The following is a 19311-nucleotide window of genomic DNA, read 5'->3' as shown; positions in this document are numbered from 1 at the left end:
ATTACGGTATGGTTCGCTCACCGGAGGCGGGAGCGATCGCTCGATGGCGACGGTACCCCCCGACCGCATCCTCGACCGCTTCCCCGACCGCTTCCCCGACCGCTTCCCCGAGGCTTAACCCCGTCCCCCGAATCCTCCCGCGTATGCGAGTCATCGTTCACGGCGGCGCGGGCGGCAGTCCGGACGAGCCGGAGCCCAGGCAGGCAGTTCTCGACGAGGCGGCGGCGACCGGGACCGAGGCCGCGAGCCCGCTCGACGCGGTGGAGGCGGCGGTCCGGGTGTTGGAGACGAACCCGCGGTTCAACGCGGGCGTCGGCGGCGCGGTCCAGTCGGACGGCGTCGTGCGAACGGACGCCGGCCTGATGACCTCGGACCGCGCGGTCGGCGCGGTCTGCTCGATGCCGGGCGTCGAGCACGCCGTCTCCGCGGCGCGCGTCGTCCTCGAGGAGACGCCGCACGTGTTCGTCTCCGGGGAGCACGCGGTCGACCTCGCGGCGGAGTTCGGCGTCGAGACCGGCGTGGACCTGCTGACCGCCGAGAAGCGCGAGCGGTTCGCCGAGGAGAACCCGCCGGGGGGCGGCCCGCGCGAGCACCTCGACTGGCTGCACGAGCGGTTCGGGTCCGAGAGCGATCAGGCCGGCGGAAGCGGCGGGGACGGAGCGGGCGCCGCCGACCGCGCCAGCGGGGGGCGCGACGAGCGCGAGGCGCCCGACCACGACACCGTCGGCGCGGTCGCGTTCAACGGCGAGACGTTCGCGGCCGCCACCTCGACGGGCGGGCGCTCGTTCGCGCTCGCGGGCCGGGTGGGGGACGTGCCGCAGGTCGGCTCCGGGTTCTTCTGTTCGCCCGCGGGCGGCGCCAGCGCGACCGGCGCGGGTGAGGACATCGCGCGCGTCACGCTCTCGCGGCGCGCGGTGCGGTATCTGGAGGACGGGCTGAGCGCCCAGCGGGCCGCCGACCGCGCGCTTGCCGAGTTCGGCGAGATGACCGGTTCCGGCGCCGGGATCATCGTCGCGGACGACGCGGGCGCCGGGAGCGCGTTCAACACCGACGGAATGCAGACGAGCGTCGCGGCCGACTTCTGAACGCGAGCGTCGGTCCCGCGCCGCGGTCCGGAGCGCGTGAAGTCGGTCACGGCTCCGTGGCCGCGTCGTCCGGGTCGTTGGCGTCGCCCGCGTCCGAGGACGGCGGCGCGTTCGACGACCGCGAGAACGCCTCGTGCTCGCGGGCGTCGGCGAGCCGCTGGTGGCCGTCGGCGACCGCTTCGACCGCCGCGAGCAGCCGGTAGGCGATGTAGCCGAGTGCGACCAGCGCGACGAACAGTACGCCGGCGAGGATGCGGGCCGTGACGAGGACGCTGTACACCAACACGATGACCGTGAGGGCCGCGAGCGCAGTCCCGAGCGGCGTGCGGAGGGCTTTCGAGAGGGTGAGCGGAGCATACCCCATGTCGCCAGGGATCCGCTGGTACCGACTTAAGCGATGCGGCGGTGCCGAGCGGGGGAGCGGTCAGTCTGCTGGGTCGGCGTCTCGCTCGGCGCGAACGCCCACAGCGAGTCCCGCGACGGCACCGACAGCCACCGCGACTATCGCCACGGTCGCGGTTGACAGGAAGGGCCGCGCCGCGGAGACGGCGTACCGGACCGCGAACAGCGCGAACGCGGCGTAGCTCACCGCGGCGACGCCGGCCAGCACGCCCCGAACCGGGGGTGACGCTACGCGGGAGAGCCGGCGGTGGACGAGTCCGGCCGCTACGGCCCCCGCGACGACGCCCGCAGGGAGTCCGAGAAACAGTGAGAACTCGACGGCCGACGCCGCGAGTTCCGTCACGACGACGGTGGCGACGAGGAACGCGGTCAGGCCGACGCCGAGAACGGTGGCGGTACGCGAGAGGGACATGCGCGTCGCCTCTCCGCCGAGCAGATTAGGGTTTTCGGCGATAGCGGCGGTTTCAGAGCGTACCGCTCTTCGCCGAGATGTCGTCGAGCGACCTCATTAGTGGGGTTTTCTGTCAACTCCCGCGGTGCTGTGCACACGTTTCTGTAGCTGCGGTCGCGGTGCGGATACGGTCGCGGTGCGGATACGGTCGCGGTGCGGATGCGGTCGCGGTGTTGTGGTGGTAGCGGTGCTGTCGCGGTCGCGGTTTCTGTCGAGGTTGTGGAACCGCGGCGGCGCGAGGGCGCGAAGCGCCCGCAGCGCCGACCGCGGCCACTTTTTGATCGACATTTTTCAAGGACGGGTGAGCGCGGCGCCTGCGCCGCGCGAACCCGACGCCGAAAAAGGTCGGAGCTTAGTCGTCCGCGGGCGCGCCGGTGCCGCCCGTGGAGACGCCGGTGCCGGGGCCGACGCCGATGTCGAGGTCGGCCAGTTTCTCGTCGGGGACGACGCCGTCGACCCAGCCGCGGTGGTCGTAGTACTCCGCCTTCATCTCGTCGAGCTCGCAGAGTTCGCCCTCGCTGGCGCCCTGTCCCGGGATCGCGTCCGGGTGCCCGTCGAGGAAGCGGTTGGGGAGCGTGTCGTCGTCGCCGTCGAAGCCGGCGAGGTTGTTGTAGTAGCGCTCGAGGTTGTAGACGCGCTCGCCCGCCTCGAACAGCTCGTCCTCAGTCACGTCGCGGCCGGTCATGCCGTTGTACTGGAGGACGTACTCCTCGATCCCCTCGGCGAAGGCGTTGAACTTGCAGATGTCGAAGGAGTCCGACACCGCGTGCAGGTCCTGGAAGGTGGCGGTGAGCTCGCCCTTCCCCTCCCACTCGTAGGGGTCGACCTTCTCGGGGACGCCGAGGATCTCGGCCGCGGGCGTGTACGCTCGCAGGTGGCACGCGCCGCGGTTCGAGGTGGCGTACGCGATGCCCATGCCCTTCATGCAGCGCGGGTCGTAGGCCGGGATCGTCTGGCCCTTGACGGAGAGCTTGTTGTCGTGTGCGCCCACCTCGTCGGCGACGCGCTCGGCGCCCTCCGCCAGCAGCTCCGCGAGGTCGCCGTCGCGGTGCGCGATGTCCTCGATGAGGTCGACCATCTCCGTCGAGTCGCCCCAGTCGAGGGTGCCGTAGTCGTCGAGTTTGCCTTCCTCGGACATCTCCATGGCCATCGCCATCATGTTGCCGACCTCGATGGTGTCGACGCCGACGTCGTTACACCGGTCGATCATGAGGGCGATGTCGTCCCGTTCGGAGTGGCCGGAGTTCGGGCCGAGCGCGAACGCGGACTCGTACTCGTACGACTCCATCCGGACGTTCATGTCCGTCCCCTTGTGGTTCACCTGCACCTCGACCTCCTTCTTGCAGGCGACCGGGCAGGAGTGGCAGGTCGGCTCGTCGACGAGGATGTTCTCGCGGACGTTCTCGCCGGAGACCTCCTCGGCGTCGACGGAACCGCCCTCGGCGTCGGCGAAGGCGCGCGTCGACGTGTACGTTGCGTTCTTCGTCGGGAGCCCGTCCATCTCCTCGGTGATGTTCATCAGGACGTTGGTCCCGTACTGCGAGAGGCCGCCCTCGTTCGGGGCGGTGACGTCGGACTCGCGGATGACCTGCATCGCCTGCTGGTACCCCTCCTGGAACGTGTCGGGGTCGGCCGGCTTCGGCATCCTGGTCCCGCCCTTGACGACGACCGCCTTCACGTTCTTGTCGCCCATCACGCAGCCCGTGCCGCCGCGGCCCGAGGCGCGGTCGTCCTCGTTGACGACGCAGGCGTAGCGGACGCCGTTCTCCCCGCCCGGACCGATGGCCATGACGGAGACGTTCTTGCCGACCTCGCCGTCGACCTCGTCGTCCAGCGCGTCGACGGTGTCGTGGACGCCGTAGCCCCAGATGTGGGAGGCGTCGCGGAGTTCGACCTCGCCGTCCTCGACGACCGCGTAGACGGGATCCTCGCTTTTCCCGTCCAGCAGGATGCCGTCGAGGCCGGCCCACTTCAGCCGGGCGCCGGACCAGCCGCCGTGGTGCGAGTCGGTGACGGTGCCCGTCAGCGGGGACTTCGTCACCAGGGCGATCCGGCCGCTCATCACGGTCTGGGTCCCGGTGAGCGGCCCGGTCATCAGCGCCAGCCGGTTCTCGGGCGAGTCGGGGTCGACGTCGGCCCCCTTCTCGAAGAGGTACCTGACCCCCAGTCCGCGGGCGCCGATGTACTTCTCGGCGTACTCGTCGCTGATCCCCCGGTAGGTCACCTCCCCGTCGGTGAGGTCGATCTGTGCCACGCGGTCGCGGAATCCGCCGTAGTCGGTCATGTAATGGTCGTTCATTATGTTAGTGCCGTACCCAGTTAGGCGTTCTCGCGAGGGCGTAATTGGTTCCAGTTACTTCGGGACCGGCGCCGTTTTGCCGTCCGTCGTCGAAGGGAACGGACGGTGCAGGTACCGACAGACGGGGCGGGAACGAGCGACACCCCCGAGGCGCCGCGTGCGGGCGTGCGCCCGGCGGTCGCCGTCGCCGCGGCGGTGCTTTTGGCGTCGGTGGTGCCGGTGCCCGGCGAAGCGCCGGCCGACCCCGGGATCGTCGGCCTCACGGACCCGTTCCACCTGCTCGGCTACGCGGCGCTCGCGGCCGCGCTGGTTCGTCCGGTCCGCGTCGCTCTCCGTGAACGGATCGGGTTTCCATCGGCGGACGCGCTCCCGAGATCGGTGGTAGCCGCGCTGCTGGCGGCGCTGGCGGCGACGGCGTTCGGTCTCGGCGTCGAGGTGGTGCAGGCGCCGCTCCCGTGGCGGTCGTTCGCGGTGGCGGACGCGCTCGTGAACGCGTCGGGGGCGCTGATCGGTGCCGGGCTCGCGGCCGCGTGGTTGTCCCGGAGCGGAGCCCGGAGCGGTGACGAGAACGGAGCGTGAGTTCCGCCGCCGGGCGGCCCGGCTGGACCGCGGACGAAGCGGCTTTACGCCGCGACCGCCTCGGTTCCGGTAATGAGCAAGCCGAGCCCGGAGGCCTTCGAGCAGGGCCGCGGGATGGACGCCCACAACGAGGTGATGCGCGACATCCGCGCGGAGAAGTCGGAGACGTACGACCCCCACGAGCCGACCCGCGTCTGGGTCGACGAGGACAACACGCCCGACGGCGTCAAGCAGTCGCTCACGATCATCCTCAACACCGGCGGCTGTCGGTGGGCCCGCGCCGGCGGCTGCACGATGTGCGGCTACGTCGCGGAGTCCGTCGAGGGCGGCAGCGTCGCACACGAGGCGCTGATGGACCAGATTCAGGTCTGTCTCGACCACGAGGCGGAGAACGCGGACGAGCCGGCCGACCTGATCAAGATCTACACGTCCGGCTCCTTCCTCGACGAGCGCGAGGTGCCCGCCGAGACTCGGCGAGCCATCGCCGAGACGTTCGCGGACCGCGAGCGAATCGTCGTCGAGTCGCTGCCGGACTTCGTCGAGGCCGACCGCGTCTCGGACTTCACCGAGGTCGGGCTGGAGACGGACGTGGCGGTCGGGCTGGAGACCGCGACCGACCGCGTGCGCCGCGACTGCGTGAACAAGTACTTCGAGTTCGCGGACTTCGAGGAGGCTTGCGCTGAAGCGCGGTCGGTCGGCGCGGGCGTGAAGGCGTACCTCCTGCTCAAGCCGCCGTTCCTCGCGGAGCCGGAGGCGGCCACGGACATGATCGACTCCATCGAGCGCTGTGCCGGCGTCGAGGGGTGTCACACCGTCTCGATGAACCCCTGCAACGTCCAGCGCTACACGATGGTCGACGAGCTGTTCTTCGAGGGCGGCTACCGCCCGCCGTGGCTCTGGACCGTCGCGCACGTGCTGGAGGCGACCGCGGACGTCGACGCCATCGTCGTCTCGGACCCCGTCGGTCACGGCTCCGAGCGCGGCGCCCACAACTGCGGCGAGTGCGACGACCGCGTCCAGACCGCAATCAAGGACTTCGACCTCCGGCAGGACCCCTCGGTGTTCGATCAGGTCTCCTGCGAGTGCGAGGCGACGTGGGAGTACGTGATGGACGCCGAGACGAGCTACAACATGCCGCTGGTTCGATAAGTCCGCCATCACGCACCGCCGCGGAGAGGGTTCTTCTGAACCGGGACAGAAATGCCCCCTTTTGAACCGGGACAGAAATGCGTCCGCGGTCCTCGTTCGGCGGCCGATTCGCGTCGCGTCCCGCCACAGGCAATCCCGGCCACCGTCGCCGGCCCTTTTTGTCCCGGCCGCCGAGGTACGGGTATGGTTCGCGTCACCGCCGGCGCCCGACTCCACTTCGGGTTCGGGAACCTCAGCCTCTCGCACGAGCGCCTCTACGGCGCGCTCGGGGTTGCGCTCGTGGAGCCGCGCGTGGTCGTGGACGCTGAGCGCTCGGGCGAGCCGTCGGCCACGCTCGGCCTCGACGGCGCGGCGCGGGACCCGGACGCACTCGCGGCGGACCTCGACGCGTACGTCGAGCGCGCCTGCGAGCTGCTGGAGGTGCCGGGCGCGGCGGTGACGCTCCGCGAGACGCTGCCGCGCCACGCCGGCCTGGGGAGCGGGACGCAACTCGCCCTGGCGGTCCTCGCGGGCGTCGCGCGGGCCCACGACCGGGCGCCGGCCGTCCGCGAGCGAGCGCCGGAACTCGGCCGCGGGGGGCGGTCGGGCGTGGGGGTCGCGGCGTTCGAGCGCGGCGGGTTCGTCCTCGACGCCGGCCACCCCACCGCCCGATTCACGACGGACAGACCCGACGTCGGGAGCTGGGAGGTGCCGCCGGTCGCCGCGCGGCACCCGGTCCCGGACGACTGGCGCTTTCTGGTTCTCACGCCCGACGCGCCGCCGGGTCGGAACGGCGACGAGGAGGACGCCAGCATGCGCGCGGCCGTCGAGCGCGCGGAGCCGGGAATCGCCGACCGCGTGGCGGGCGTGGTGACGCGGCGCGTGCTCCCGGCGATCGCGGAGGGACGCGCGGAGGCGTTCGGCGGGGCGGTCGCGGAGGTCGGCCGACTCAACGGCGCGTGGTACGCCGACGAGCAGGGCGGGGTCTACCGCCCGCCCGTGGGGGACCTCGTGGCGACGCTCGACGACGACCCCGCGGTGTTCGGCGCCGGACAGTCGTCGTGGGGACCGGCGGTGTTCGGCGTCACCGACGCCTCGCGGGCGGACGCGGCCGCGGCGGCGGGCGAGGCGGCGCTCGACGCGGCCGGCGTCGACGGGACCGTGCGGATCGTCCGCGGACGGAATCGCGGCGCACGGACCGACGCGGAGTGACGGCGGTCGGCGCGTCCCGTCGGCGAGGGTGGCGGCCGGGCGGTGCATGTGAGTGCCGTAACGGCTAAACCGCCGGCGAGAGGCGTGCACCCATGGCGAGTATTCCGTTCGGCGTCGCCCGGCTCGACTCCATCCTGGGCGGCGGCGCGCCGCCGGGCAACGTCGTGTTGCTGTCGGGGGAATCCGGTGCGGGTGCACGGGAGTTCCTCTACACCAGCGCCGCGATGAACGCGCTCGCGCTCGGCGACCAGGAGCTGTTCGACCTCTACTACGGGGACCTCGAGCCGGACTCGGCCGTCCCCCCGGAGGTCCACTACGTCTCGTTCACCTCGGACAAGGCCGCGATCCGGCGCGAGATGGAGTACACGATGGACGAGGAGATCGTCGACGCCGCCATCGACCGGATCTCCTTCGCCGACCTCTCGGGCGCGTACTTCCAGCTCAGCCCGATCCCGCGGGACTGGTACATGGGCGAGACGACGACCCTCCAGGAGCTCGGCAACCGGTCCGGGCGCGAGGACGTCCTGACCGCACTCGGCGACTACCTGAGCGCCAACGCGGCCGGGAACCTGGTCGTCATCGACTCGATCACCGACCTCGTCTCCTCCGTCTCCGACGAGATCGAGTGGAGCGACATCGCGATGCTGTTGAAGGGACTCAAGAAGGCGGCGTTCCACTGGGAGGGCCTCATCCTGCTTCTGGTCAACGAGGACGCGCTCTCGGCCGAGAAGACGGGCGCGCTGATGGACGCCGTGGGGGGAACGTTCCGCTTCACGTGGGAGACCGGCGGGTCCCAGCGCGCGCGGACGATGGTCGTCCGCGAGTTCCGCGGCGTCCTCTCGCGGCTGGAGGAGGAGAACATCGTCCGCTTCGAGACGGACATCCACGAGGGGGGACTCGACATCAGCGACGTACGGAAGATCCGCTGATGGACCCCCCGGAAGCTTACTTACGTCTGCGTGGTAAACGGGACACAGAGATGGTGGGTGCGCGACGATGACGCTGCCCGAGGAGCTCTCCGGGGGCAATGAGGACCCGACGGAGATGGACCGCGAGGAACTCCTCGCGCAGGCGGTCGTCCGGCTTGCCGACGAGAACGACATCGACGTGCCGGACGCGGAGACCGTCGAGCAGCTTCGGGCGCGCGTCGACGAGCTCACCGACGGCGACGCCGGGGAGCTCCGGTCGGACGTCGAGACGCTGGAGGGCGACCTCGAGTCGCTCGAAGCCGAGGTCGACGACCTCAGGACGACCCTCGAGGGGGACGTACAGGACGTCCGCGAGCGCGTCGTCGAGGTGCTCCGAAAGGTGCAGTCGAAGGCGGCCGAGGACCACTCCCACCCACCGCTTGCGAGCTCGTTGGACTCGCTCCGCGACGACCTGGCCGCCCTGGAGAGTCGGATCGACCGCGTCGAATCGCGGGTCGACGGCCAGCTCGACGAGGTCGAGGGGACCGTCGCGGAGTACGAGGAGACGCTCGACGGAGTCGAGGAGAAGCTGAACCGTCTCGCCGGCGCGGTGGTTCGGCTCCAGCGGCGAACCGGGAAGCTCGACACGGAGCGTGCACAGCGCGAGGCCGCCGCGGAGCTGGCCGCGGTCGCGAACCGCCACGGGGTGACGGACGCCGACTGCGACAACTGCGGGAACACCGTCCACGTCGGCCTGCTGGCGGCGCCGCGGTGTCCGCACTGCGAGAGCACGTTCGAGTCGGTCGAACCGAAGTCCGGCTTCTTCGGAACCGCGCGGTTGATAGTCGGCGACCGCCCGGCGCTGGAAGGCGAGTCGGAGCCGTCGACCGAGGCCGACGACATCCTCGAGGGCGGCACATGACCGACGGTGAGGGGCCGTGGGACGACGACCGCGACGACCGCGACGACCTGTGGAGCGACGACGACCCGCGGAGCGACGACGGCGATCATGACGAGGACGAGGAGGTCGGCTGGACCGCGCCCGACGACGCGGACGGGGACGGCGACCTGACCGAGCTGGACCCGGAGGAGGTCGAAGTCGACGTCGATCCCGGACTCGACGCGGGCGGCGCCCCCGAGAGCCCGTTTGCCGAGGTGGACGCGGACGTCGAGTCCGAAGACCCCTTCGCGGACCTGGACGCGGGCGCCGGCGCGGAGGGGTCAGAGACCGACCCCTTCGAGCAGATGGAGGTCGGCGACCTGGACGAGGACGTGTGGGAGGCGCTCTCCGAGGAGGAGGAGGCGCCGGTCGGTCCGGCGCCGGCCGCGGAGGCCGGCGTCGGTGCGACTCCGGTCGACGAGGACGAGGAAGGGGGCGACCGCGCGGACCACATCGTCGACAAGCGGCAGTACTGCCAGAGCTGTCCGTACTTCACCGATCCGCCGGCCGTCGCCTGCGAGCACGAGGGGACGGCGATCGTCGAGGTGACAGACGAGGACCACTTCCGGGTGCGCGGCTGCCCCATGATCGCGGAGGAGGGGCCGCAGTTCGACCGCGGCTGACCGCGTCCGCGGTCGCCGGCGCGCCGCCGTCACCGCCCAGACGCGGGACATAAGGGCGCCACTCCCCTACGACGACCATGCAGTTTTGCGACGAATGCGGCTCGATGATGGTGTCGGTCGACGGCGAGATGGTCTGTCAGAACGACGACTGCGGCGCCACGTCCGAGCAGGAGGAGGGCCTCGCCGAGCAGTTCACCTCCACCGAGGCGCAGAGCGACGACGACGTGATCGAGACCGAGGAGGGCGCCAACTTCGAGGGGAAGCCGACCGCGACCGACGTGGTCTGCGAGGAGTGCGGCCACGGCGAGGCGTGGTACACGATCAAACAGACCGGCTCCGCCGACGAGCCCCCGACGCGATTCTTCAAGTGCAAGGAGTGCGGCCGGCGGTGGCGGGGGTATAGCTAAGGCTTACCTTAGCCTGCGTATTTCGACAGATACGGGTTATAGGCCGTGGTGAGATTAACCGCCGAGTAGTCTACTTAAAATAAGATTCGGTCAAGTTAGTTATTTACACCCAGATTAATCAAGAACACACACCATAATTGTCTTTGAGTGGGATGTGGTGGGGACCTCAGAGACGACATAACAAATTTACGCTGATGCATCAATTAGAACAGTATGTTTGCAGAATTTCTATCGATGATAATTCTTGTCGCGTTTTGGATATTCGGAGTTTATTATATTTATCTCTCTAATAAAGGGACAGTATGGGAACCACTCGACAAAGCAGTGGTTGTATCCGGTAAAGTTGTCTATTATATCTTATTATCCGCACTTATTCTTGTCATGTCTCCGATAACAGTCATATTATTGCCATTCTTGTACGCACTATCAATAAGTTGGGACGATATAAACTGGTACGGTTAAATATTTTTGAAATATTTGTCATATCTCACAAGCGCAAGAGAGATTAAGCGCGCCCGGCTCCGCCAATCAGGGATCGCCCGCGCTCCCCAACCGCGGCGACAGAAAACGCCCCACGGCCTTTGCGACCTGCCCGCTTTTGCCGACGAAGAAGTGGTCGGCGTCGATCTCCGCGACCGACAGCCCGAGTTCGCGCGCGCGCTCGACGACCGGCTTCCAGTCCGCGGTCGTGTCGCGCGTCGCGTAGACGACGCGCGTGGGGGTGCCGGCGTCCGCGAGCGCGTCGAGCGCCGCGACGGCGTCCGTGTCAGGGTTGAGCCGGGCCGCGGGCGCGAGCGCGGCGACCGCGCGGAGGTCGGGGTTGCTCGCGGCCGTCACGAGCGCGACGCAGCCGCCGAAGGAGAACCCGAACAGGCCGACGCGGTCGTACCGCTCGCGGGCCCACGCCACGGCGTTGTCCGCGTCCGTCGTCTCGCCGTACCCCTCGTCCCAGTCGCCGTAGTCGAAGCGTAGGCAGTCGATCCCGCGCTCCGTCAGGAAGTCGCTCACCGCGCGCAGGCGCTCGTCGCCGCGGTGGCCGCGGTGCTGGGGATGGGGCGGGCAGGCGACGACGCAGGCGTCGGCGTCGGACTTGGCAGCGGACTCGTCGTCGACCGAGTCGAAATCGGCGACGTCCAGACTCGCGCGCACGTCGCGGCCGCCGGGGATCAGGACGGTCTCGCTCATGGGTGGTGGTGCAGAAATGCCGCGGCGGCGTCAGGGGACCTGCGTCACGCGGTCGACGCCGTCGAGGGCCTCGAGCTCCGCGACGACCGCGTCCTGATCGACGTCCGCCTCGTAGTAGAAGACGAGGTCGAAGGTGCCCTGCCGGAGGAGCTGCTGGCACTCCCAGACGAACGCCTCGTCGTCGAGCGTGCGCCCCTGGAACTGGTTCGAGGAGAAGTCGGGGTCGTCGTTGCCGGCCTCGATGTACGCCTCGCCCTTGCCCGAAAGCTCCGCGAGCACGTCGTTGATCGCGACCGTCAGCTCGTGCATCTCCAGATCCTCGTCGCCGCCGAGGTCGGTGTGGACCACGCAGCCGACGAGCTCGATCTCGCCCGGTTCGATCAGCGCGAGCGTCCGCTGGTAGAGGTCCTCGTCGAGGGTCTCGCTCATTGGCCGCTCTTCGCGCGGCCGGGATAAACGGATGGCGGTTCGCGGCCGTCGCGGTGCCACCGCTCCTCGAGGCCGTGGGGCTCCTCGTCGCGTCCCGCAGGCTTGACGTACGCCAGCCGCCAACGTCGGGTATGGACATCGCGCCGTTCGGCCTCGAGCGCTGGTTCGCGGAGTACGAACACGAGGCCGACATCATGCTGGCGGAAAGCGGGATCCGGTCGCTCGACGCCTCGCGGTTCGACCTGAACCCGGGCGAGCTGGGCTACGTCATCCCGACCAACGGCGACCCCGACTTCCGCGCGGCGGTGGCCGAGCGGTACGACCGGAGCGTCGACGAGGTGCTTTTCACCTGCGGCACGCAGGAGGCGAACTTCCTCGCGTTCCTCTCCATCCTCGGGTCGGGCCCGAGCGCGGGGAGCGGAGCGAAGGGCGCCGGCGACCACGCGGTCGTCGTCACGCCGACCTATCAGGCGCTCCATGCCGTCCCCGAGGCGTTCGGCGAGGTGACCGGCGTCGAGCTCTCAGAGGCGGACGACTGGCGGCTCGACCCCGACGCGGTCGCGGACGCCGTCCGCGAGGACACCGCCGTCGTCGTCGTGAACAACCCGAACAACCCGACCGGGCGCTACCACTCAGAGGAGACGATGCGCGCCGTGTACGACGTCGCCGCCGAGAACGACGCCTACCTGCTCTGTGACGAGGTGTACCGCCTCCTCGCGGAGGACCCGCTGCCGCCCGTGGCGTCCTTCGGCGAGCACGGCATCTCCACGGCCAGCCTGACGAAGGCGTACGGGCTCGCGGGTCTGCGCTTCGGCTGGCTCGCCGGCCCGCAGGAGGTCGTCGACGCCGCGTGGGGCTGGAAGGACTACACGACCATCTCCCCGGGGATCATCGACCAGCACGTCGCGAAGCAGGCGCTCGGCCGGCGCGAGGACCGCATCCTCGAGGAGAACCGCGACCTCGCGCGCGAGCACCGCCGCACCGTCGCCGAGTGGGTCGAGGCCCGCGGGCTGGAGTGGCACGACCCGGTCGGCGTCAACGGGTTCGTGACGGTCCCCGACGCCTTCGACGACGCGGAACACTTCTGTCGCACGGTCGTCGAGGAGGCCAGCGTCGTGCTCGCGCCCGGGCACCTGTTCGGCTACCCGAACCGCTTCCGGATCGGGTTCGGGCTCCCGACCGAGGAACTGGAGGAGGGTCTCTCGCGCGTCCGCGAGGTCATCAGGGACCACGGGGGTGCCTGAGATGGGCTTCTTCGGCGAACTCGCCGAGGACGTGAAGGGGTTCGTGACGGATCCGACGGACGAGCAGAAGGCGATCGCGGCCGCGGTGCTGACGATAATCGTCGTCGACCGCTGGGCGTGGTACAACGACATCCCGTTCGTCGTGCAGTCGGTCGGCGCGGTGATGGCCGGGTTCGCGGTGTTCTTCCTCGTCAGCTACCTGCTGACCGGCCAGTTCGTCCCGCCGGACGAGGAGGGCCCCGAGGAGTTCGAGGACGAGTTCCACCCCTGATAGGGGAGAAAAACGGCCGCGACGGCGCGCGTCTGGTCCCCTTTCTGCGGCCGGCTTCTCACCTTTCCGTCGATACCGAACCGAGCGATCAGCGCCGGCCGAGCAGCGCCGCGGCCAGCAGCGCGAGGAGCGCGACGACCGGCCCGAACCCTGGCACCGAAACGCCGCTCTCCGACCCGGACTCCGCGGCGCCGGTCGAGTCGCCATCACCGGTCTCCGCGGGCGCCGACGTCGTCTTCGCTTCCTCCCCCCCGCCGCCGAACGACTCGAACGCCGGCTCCTCGACGTACGCCGGGTCCGCGTCGGGGCCGCCGCCGGAGACGTTCACGTCCGCGTAGGCGTCCGCGACCGGCTGCGGGTACTGACTCGTCAGCAGGACCTCGCTCCGCGAGGCGTCGATCCGCGCCGTCGCCGGGTCGGCCTCATCCCGGACGCGGAAGGTAACCGTCGCGAAGTGGGCGACGCCGGTCGTGGCCTGCTCGCGTGGGTTCCGGAGCGACTGGTCGACGCTCACGACCCCGGACTCCGCGTTTCGGACGCTCTCGGCGTAGTCGGGCGAGTCGGCCGCGTCCGCGGACGCCTCGGCGAACCAGTCCCCGGGCTCGACGCGCTCGACCGCGAGGTGGCTCGTCGGGTAGTCGAGCCACAGGTCCACCGCCGCCACCTCGGCGTCGCCGTAGGCGCCGTGGCTCTCCAGTCCCACCCTGACGGAGACCGTGTCGCCCGGCTCCGCGGTCGTCGTCTCCGGCTCCACGGAGAACACGGCGACGTTGTCGCCCGCCGCGGCCGGGCCGACCGCCGCGCCGAGGCCGACGCCCGCGAACAGCAGACACGCGAGTGTGGCGGCCGCGAGCGGGCGAACGCTCGGGCGGCGGACCTCGGGACCGCCCGCCCCGTCGTCCCCGCCAGCGCCGGCGCGGGTCACTCCGGTACCTCCAACTCGACCTCGACCGGCGGCATCTCGCGAAACGCGGTCTGGTAGCCGGCGTGTCTGGCCGCCTGCGGCGGCGTGTCGACCGTCAGCGTCACCGCGTCTCCCGTCCGGGCGTCCGACAGCGCGGCGCCGTAGTGGTACCCGAGTTCGTGGTCCAGCGTCGCGGTGAGGGAGCCGGACGAGACCGCCTCGCCCGCCCGGCGCTGCTCGTACGAGAGCGCCGTCATCGGGAGCGAACTCCGGTTGTAGGGCGTGCGCGGCGAGACGGCGAGGTACCGCTCGTCGCCGTCGACGAACCGGGATCCCGCCGCGACCAGGGTCGTCGCCAGCACCGCGTCGCCCGTCACGGGACGGCCCTGCAGGGTTCCGGGCAGGGCGTCCGCGGGCGGGAGCTCCCCGGCGTCCGGGGCGCGCTCGTAGGTGCCGTATCTGTGCCCCGCCTCGCCTCCCGCCCAGCGCTCGACGCCGTTGGGGTGCGGCTCCTCCGCCGTGTCGGAGTTCTCCTCGGTCCCCTGCGACCCCATCAGGGCCATCGCGTTCGCCAGCGCGCCGCGGCGGCCGCGGTCGTCCTCCGCGACGTAGACGATGCCCTCGACCACCTCGCTCCGGAACTCGTCGTCAAAGGTGAACGTGAACGTCCCCGTGCCGCTCTCGTCGAAGCGGCCGGCGTAGTCGCCGGTGAGGCGTGCGTCGACCGCTCCGACCCGGACCGCGACCTCGTAGGTGCCGTCCTCCCCGAGCGGCACGTTGTCGCCGGCGTGCAGGCCCATCTCCTGTGAGACCATCGGCCACGGAACGTGCGTCGACCCGGACTCGCCCTCGCGACCGACCGTCAGTTCGAGGCCGGTCTCGGCGGGGATCACCGCGCCCGTCTCGGGGTCGCGGACGGTCACCATCAGGTGGACGTCCTCGGCGCCCGAGGGCTCGGTCCGTTCGACGGTCTCGCCCGTCACGGTCCAGAAGGCGTGCGGATACGTCACCATCGGCACCACCTCGTAGGGGCCGGCCCGGATCGGGTCGAGGTGTCGCATCGCCTCGAAGTGGGTCGGAACGTACACCGCGGCCGGCGGGTCCTCGACGCGCGCGAGCGTCGGGCCGCCCCCGGCGCCCGTCCCGGTGTCCTCCGTCGCCGTTTCGGCCGGGCTCGAGACGCCCGGGTCCGCTTCCGACCCGTCGCCCGCACACCCCGCGAGCGCGCCGGCGAGGCCGGCCGCGCCCGCGGAGAGCGCGCAGCGGCGGGTGAGCCGGGTGGCGATCCCCGTCTGTCGGTCAGGCGACTGCGCGTCGTCGGTCGGTTCGTGCGGAATGTCATCGTCGGTCATGTGGTCGTGTGGGGCGGGGATTCGTGAGGGTCGAGGCAGGCGGCGTTCGTGAGAGTCGCGTTCGTCACTCCGGGGTCGGCGTCGGCAGGGCGCGGTGGCGCCGCGGCGGGAGCAGGTAGTTCCCGCGCCGGCGCACGAAGACGTACTGCAGGATGCCGTTGTTCACGCGGCTCCCGACCGCGGTCTCGTCGGCGATGTCCGCGCCGGTCATCGCCGCCCGCACGCGGACGAACTCCTCGATCCGGCGCTGGTTCGTCAGGAAGTGGACGCCCGCGTGGTCGCCGTCGGTTGTGTCGAAGTCGCGGCGCAACAGGAGCGGCGCGCCGTCCTCGCGGGCGCGGGCGGCCTTCTGCGCGTGGCCGACGACGCCCGACTCGCGGGCGTACGCCACCGCATCCTCCGGCAGGTCAGCGACCGCGGGGTCCGCGCCGAGCTTCTCGCCCCAGTCGCCGACGCGCTCCTCCGCGGCGTGGACCGGGCTGAACAGCTTCGCGACGCGCTGGGCGTGGCTCTCCTGTCGCCACCACGCGTTGAGCTGGAGTCGGAGCGCGGCGACGTGCTGGGTGGTCGCGCCCGAGAACGGGCCCTCGGCGATCGTCACGCGGTCCTCCGTCGCCTGCGACGCGCGGAAGCCGTTCCGGAACCCCATCATCAGCGGCGCGCCCTCCGGGATCGGCGCGTCCTCGGGGAGCCCCGAGACCCCGCGGTGCTCCCGCGGGAGGCCGGCTCCGACGAACCCGGTTCGGCGGTCGACGGGGTCGAGCACGCCGGAGAGGTCCGGAACCGACTCCGCGCGCTCGCCCGACCGCACGGTCGTCGCCTCCCCGAACAGCGCCTCGTCCGCGGACAGAAGCGCCGCGGGCGCGTCGCTGGCGAGGTGGGCCAGGAGTGGCGCCTCGTCGAACGCCGGGTCCTCCATGTCGGTCAGGGCCGTCGGCGCGGGCAGGTCGACGGACGCGGGGAGCGACGCGTCGAACCGGTCGAAGTACGCCGACGCGTAGCCGACCGTGAACAGGAGCCCCTCGTTCGACCACGCGAACGCGCGTTCGAGCGCCGAGAGCGCTTCTCGAAGCGTTTCGCGGGCCGCTTCGCGCTCCTTGTCGTCCGTCGGGTCGACCGCGAGGCCGGCGTACCGGAGGACGTGGTGTCGCGGCGGGCGAACGTTCCCGTCCTCGTCGGTCGGGAGCGCGTCGTTCCACGCGTGCTGCCGGTCGGGCAACGCCGCGGGGTCGCCGGTCGGTACGTCCGCGAGGTCGCTCGCGCCCCCGTCGGTCCCGTCCGCCTCGGCGCCGCCGTCCGCACCGGAACCGGCCCGCGGCGCCTCCAGACACGCCGACAGCCCGGCCGCGCCGCCGAGCGCGACGGCCGCCTTCAGGAACTCGCGGCGCGGCGTCTCCGAGGGGTCGGGGAGGCCGTCTGTCGGGTCCGGGAGGGTCATTCGCGTGTGGGGTGTGGGGTCGCGGATAAATGAGAGCGTCGGGCGTTCCCGCCCGCACGAAGGACGGTCGCCGAGACAGGGCCGACGCGCCGTTCCGCCGACTCGGGGCGGTCGGCGTGCGCCGTTACTCCGACTCGTCGGCCGCGTCGTCGTCCGCGAGCCGGTCGTAGAGGTACGCGCCGCCGGCGACGCCGGCCGCGCCCGCACCGACGCCGAAGCCGGGCGCGGAGTCGCCCGTCTCGCCGCCGGCGTCCGTCTCCTGATCGCTACCGCCGTCCGCCGTGTCGGCCTCGGTGGCCGGCTCGTCGGTGGTTCCCTCCGTCGCCTCGTCGCCGGTCTGTGCCGCCGCGTCGGCGTCGATCCGGCCCTTCAGCTTGAACGCGTCGTAGCCCGAGGAGTTCGGCAGGTCGACCGTCTCGCCGTCGGACTCGTAGCCGTAGTGCTCGTCGTTCGGCTCGAACTCGCCGAAGACGCGGACGACCGGCTCCTCGGCCGAGGTGGCCAGGTCCGCGAGCGCGTCCGCCGCGAAGGTCACCTCGACGGCGTCGTCGGTCTCCGAGACGCCCTCGGCCTGCACGACCGCCCCGGTGCGCGAGACCGCGCGGTAGGTGTCCTCGACGACGCCCTCGGAGGCCTCGGGGTTGGGCAGCGTGACCGTCGTCGTGTCGCCGTCGACGGAGACCTCCGCGTCGCCCAGGTCCTCGTCGACGCGGATCATGCGGTGCTCGCGCTCGGGCGCGACCGTGTCGCGCTCCTCCAGCTTGTCGATGGTGTACGGGCCCTGGAACTGCCCGGACTGGAGGACGAGCTCCCCGTCGCCGATGACGGAGTTGCCCGCGACGTAGTCGTTGGTCGCGACGAGGTACGTCTCGTCCTCGTCGTAGGGCTCGCCGCCGACGAACAGGTTGTCGATCTCCCCCTCGTCGTCGTGGCCGGTCCACTCGTAGGAGACGCCCGACACCTGGATGGCGGGCTGGGCGCCGTACTGGCTCGGGAGCGGGCGCACTTCTCCCTCGAGGTACTCGTACAGCTGTGCGCCCGAGAGCTCGTACACCTCGATCTCGTTGGGGAACGGGAGGATGTCCATCACGTCGAGGCCGGTGATGGGGCCGGGGCCGTACGTGCTCCCCGACCGGATCCCGCCGCCGTTCTGGGTCGCCACGTCGATCTCGCGGTCGAGGTCGCCGACCTCGCGCGCGAGGTCGGTCATCAGGTTCCCCCAGCCGGTCTCGATGGCGTAGTTGTCGAAGGTGGCGTTCAGCTCCACCTCGGACTCGACGATCGGCTCGCCGAGCCGGTCCTCTAGCTGACCGAGGTATTCCTCGGAGAGCGAGGCGAGCTCCTGGTCCGGCTCGACCGACTGCACGTCGACCGGCGTGTAGTTCTCTGTCTCCTCCGGGGGGCTCTCGTCGTCGCCCAGCGCCTCGGAGTTGTAGAAGTCGAGGCGCTCCCAGTCGGACAGGTCCCCGGACTCCATGTCGAACGTGAGCCGGCCGAGGTGGTCGAACTCGTCGCCGAACTCGGCGATGACCGTATCGTTGACCACCTTCGGCCCCGCGAACGTGATCCCGGAGTGGGAGCCCACGATGGCGTCGAGTCCGTCGACCGCCTCCGCGACGCGCTCCTGCTGGCCGCTGGAGATGTGCGCCGCACAGACGACGAAGTCCGCGCCCATGTTCTCCTTGAGCGCGGTCGTCGCCTCCTGGGCCGCCTCCACGTTGTCGATGACCTCGTACTCCTCCGGGTAGTCGGTGATCGAGTAGAAACCGTTGACGACGAGTCCGAAGACGCCCAGCGTGACGGAGCCGGGGTTGATCGTCAGCCAGCGGTCGGTGCCGGGGATGGCGTCGCCGTCCGGCGTCCGGAGGTTCGCGACCGTCCACGGGAACTCGCTGTCCGAGAACCGCTGCTCGGCCACGTCGATGCCGAAGTCGAACTCGTGGTTGCCCGCGCCGACCGCGTCCGGTTCCATGTAGTTGAGCGCCTCGATCATGTGTGCGCCCTCGTACTCCAGTCCCAGCAGCGACGGCGCGAGGTCGTCGCCGTTCCCGATGAAGGCGCTGTTGCCGTACTCCTCGCGGAGCCGAGCCGCCTCGACGTAGTAGCGCGCGAGGGTCTTCTCGGCGTCCGAGGCGTCCTCGAACCGACCGTGGAAGTGCGTGTCGTGAACGATGGTCAGCGTGTCGCCGTCCTGTGCGGCCGCGGCGCCCGGTGCCCCGCCGAGCGCCCCGACCGACAGACCACCCGCGGCCGCCGCGAGCAGGGTCCGTCGGCGCGTCTCGATACGGTCGTCCGCGGGTGTCTCACCCATGGCAATTCGTGTTCAAGGCTCTTTCTTGTATCTTTCCCTCGACGAATCGATGACATTTATCCACATATGGAGGATCGTGGACCCGAACGGAACCACGGGGAGTCGGGGGCGAGAGACACCCGTCGCTCGGCAGTTCGTGCAGA

General features: G+C 70.7%; 19 protein-coding genes. 10 read left to right on the top strand and 9 right to left on the bottom strand.

What is annotated here, in order from left to right:
- The first annotated feature begins 143 nt into the window (after positions 1 to 143).
- Entirely contained in the window at positions 144 to 1085 is a 942-nt protein-coding gene (locus tag ACZ432_RS04075; RefSeq protein WP_426963509.1) for an isoaspartyl peptidase/L-asparaginase, read from the top strand.
- A gap of 46 nt (positions 1086 to 1131) precedes the next feature.
- On the opposite strand, the gene ACZ432_RS04070 is transcribed toward ACZ432_RS04075, so the two are convergent.
- From ACZ432_RS04070 to ACZ432_RS04060, 3 genes are all read right to left on the bottom strand, one after another.
- Positions 1132 to 1449 carry a DUF8066 domain-containing protein gene (locus tag ACZ432_RS04070; protein ID WP_426963510.1) on the bottom strand — a complete coding sequence of 106 codons (318 nt, stop codon included), beginning with the start codon at positions 1447 to 1449 and terminating at the stop codon, positions 1132 to 1134.
- A 60-nt stretch (positions 1450 to 1509) separates the two neighbouring features.
- Positions 1510 to 1899: a hypothetical protein gene (locus tag ACZ432_RS04065; RefSeq protein WP_426963511.1), complete on the bottom strand. Its 390-nt coding sequence runs from the start codon at positions 1897 to 1899 to the stop codon at positions 1510 to 1512.
- Between the two features lie 391 nt (positions 1900 to 2290).
- A complete protein-coding gene (locus ACZ432_RS04060; protein WP_426963605.1) occupies positions 2291 to 4222 on the bottom strand; it encodes an aldehyde ferredoxin oxidoreductase family protein in 1932 nt (643 codons plus the stop codon).
- Positions 4223 to 4342: 120 nt separating this feature from the next.
- Between ACZ432_RS04060 and ACZ432_RS04055 the strand changes: the two genes are divergently transcribed.
- The 7 genes from ACZ432_RS04055 to ACZ432_RS04025 all read left to right on the top strand — a co-directional run bounded on the left by ACZ432_RS04055 (position 4343) and on the right by ACZ432_RS04025 (position 10034).
- The gene (locus ACZ432_RS04055) at positions 4343 to 4816 is read left to right on the top strand and encodes a VanZ family protein (RefSeq protein WP_426963512.1); all 474 of its coding nucleotides are present in this window, start codon (positions 4343 to 4345) and stop codon (positions 4814 to 4816) included.
- Between the two features lie 72 nt (positions 4817 to 4888).
- Positions 4889 to 5965, top strand: a complete 1077-nt coding sequence (locus tag ACZ432_RS04050) for an archaeosine biosynthesis radical SAM protein RaSEA (RefSeq protein ID WP_426963513.1) — start codon at positions 4889 to 4891, stop codon at positions 5963 to 5965.
- A 183-nt stretch (positions 5966 to 6148) separates the two neighbouring features.
- Positions 6149 to 7156, top strand: coding sequence for a beta-ribofuranosylaminobenzene 5'-phosphate synthase family protein (locus tag ACZ432_RS04045; protein WP_426963514.1), 1008 nt, complete (start codon positions 6149 to 6151; stop codon positions 7154 to 7156).
- A gap of 92 nt (positions 7157 to 7248) precedes the next feature.
- The gene (locus ACZ432_RS04040) at positions 7249 to 8085 is read left to right on the top strand and encodes an RAD55 family ATPase (protein WP_426963515.1); all 837 of its coding nucleotides are present in this window, start codon (positions 7249 to 7251) and stop codon (positions 8083 to 8085) included.
- Positions 8086 to 8152: 67 nt separating this feature from the next.
- Entirely contained in the window at positions 8153 to 8986 is an 834-nt protein-coding gene (locus ACZ432_RS04035; protein ID WP_426963517.1) for a hypothetical protein, read from the top strand.
- Positions 8983 to 9627: a hypothetical protein gene (locus tag ACZ432_RS04030; protein ID WP_426963519.1), complete on the top strand. Its 645-nt coding sequence runs from the start codon at positions 8983 to 8985 to the stop codon at positions 9625 to 9627. The genes ACZ432_RS04035 and ACZ432_RS04030 overlap by 4 nt, the downstream gene beginning before the upstream one ends.
- A 77-nt stretch (positions 9628 to 9704) precedes the next feature.
- A complete protein-coding gene (locus ACZ432_RS04025) occupies positions 9705 to 10034 on the top strand; it encodes a transcription factor S (protein ID WP_426963520.1) in 330 nt (109 codons plus the stop codon).
- A 528-nt stretch (positions 10035 to 10562) separates the two neighbouring features.
- Here the strand turns inward: ACZ432_RS04025 and ACZ432_RS04020 are convergent.
- Together ACZ432_RS04020 and ACZ432_RS04015 are read right to left on the bottom strand one after the other, a co-directional pair.
- On the bottom strand, positions 10563 to 11219 hold the full coding sequence (locus ACZ432_RS04020) for a CocE/NonD family hydrolase (RefSeq protein WP_426963522.1): 657 nt from the start codon (positions 11217 to 11219) through the stop codon (positions 10563 to 10565).
- Between the two features lie 30 nt (positions 11220 to 11249).
- Positions 11250 to 11648: a DUF5778 family protein gene (locus ACZ432_RS04015; protein ID WP_426963523.1), complete on the bottom strand. Its 399-nt coding sequence runs from the start codon at positions 11646 to 11648 to the stop codon at positions 11250 to 11252.
- 131 nt (positions 11649 to 11779) lie between these two features.
- On the opposite strand from ACZ432_RS04015, the gene ACZ432_RS04010 reads away from it, so the two are divergent.
- Positions 11780 to 12892: an aminotransferase class I/II-fold pyridoxal phosphate-dependent enzyme gene (locus tag ACZ432_RS04010; protein ID WP_426963524.1), complete on the top strand. Its 1113-nt coding sequence runs from the start codon at positions 11780 to 11782 to the stop codon at positions 12890 to 12892.
- A 1-nt stretch (position 12893) separates the two neighbouring features.
- The gene (locus tag ACZ432_RS04005) at positions 12894 to 13163 is read left to right on the top strand and encodes a hypothetical protein (RefSeq protein WP_426963525.1); all 270 of its coding nucleotides are present in this window, start codon (positions 12894 to 12896) and stop codon (positions 13161 to 13163) included.
- Positions 13164 to 13251: 88 nt separating this feature from the next.
- Here ACZ432_RS04005 and ACZ432_RS04000 read toward each other — a convergent pair whose 3' ends face one another.
- The 4 genes from ACZ432_RS04000 to ACZ432_RS03985 all read right to left on the bottom strand — a co-directional run bounded on the left by ACZ432_RS04000 (position 13252) and on the right by ACZ432_RS03985 (position 19168).
- Entirely contained in the window at positions 13252 to 14088 is an 837-nt protein-coding gene (locus ACZ432_RS04000) for a PGF-CTERM sorting domain-containing protein (RefSeq protein ID WP_426963526.1), read from the bottom strand.
- Positions 14085 to 15419, bottom strand: coding sequence for a DUF7350 domain-containing protein (locus ACZ432_RS03995; RefSeq protein ID WP_426963528.1), 1335 nt, complete (start codon positions 15417 to 15419; stop codon positions 14085 to 14087). Before ACZ432_RS03995 ends, ACZ432_RS04000 begins: the two co-directional genes overlap by 4 nt.
- 64 nt (positions 15420 to 15483) lie before the next feature.
- Positions 15484 to 16857, bottom strand: a complete 1374-nt coding sequence (locus ACZ432_RS03990) for a DUF7405 family protein (protein WP_426963529.1) — start codon at positions 16855 to 16857, stop codon at positions 15484 to 15486.
- Between the two features lie 124 nt (positions 16858 to 16981).
- Positions 16982 to 19168 (bottom strand): bifunctional metallophosphatase/5'-nucleotidase, encoded by a 2187-nt coding sequence (locus ACZ432_RS03985; protein ID WP_426963531.1) that lies wholly within the window; start codon positions 19166 to 19168, stop codon positions 16982 to 16984.
- Between the last annotated feature and the right edge of the window lie 143 nt (positions 19169 to 19311).

Source organism: Haloparvum alkalitolerans (genome assembly GCF_055381565.1).
The sequence above is the reverse complement of the archived record's forward strand: the minus strand, read 5'-3'. Positions and strand labels throughout refer to the sequence as shown.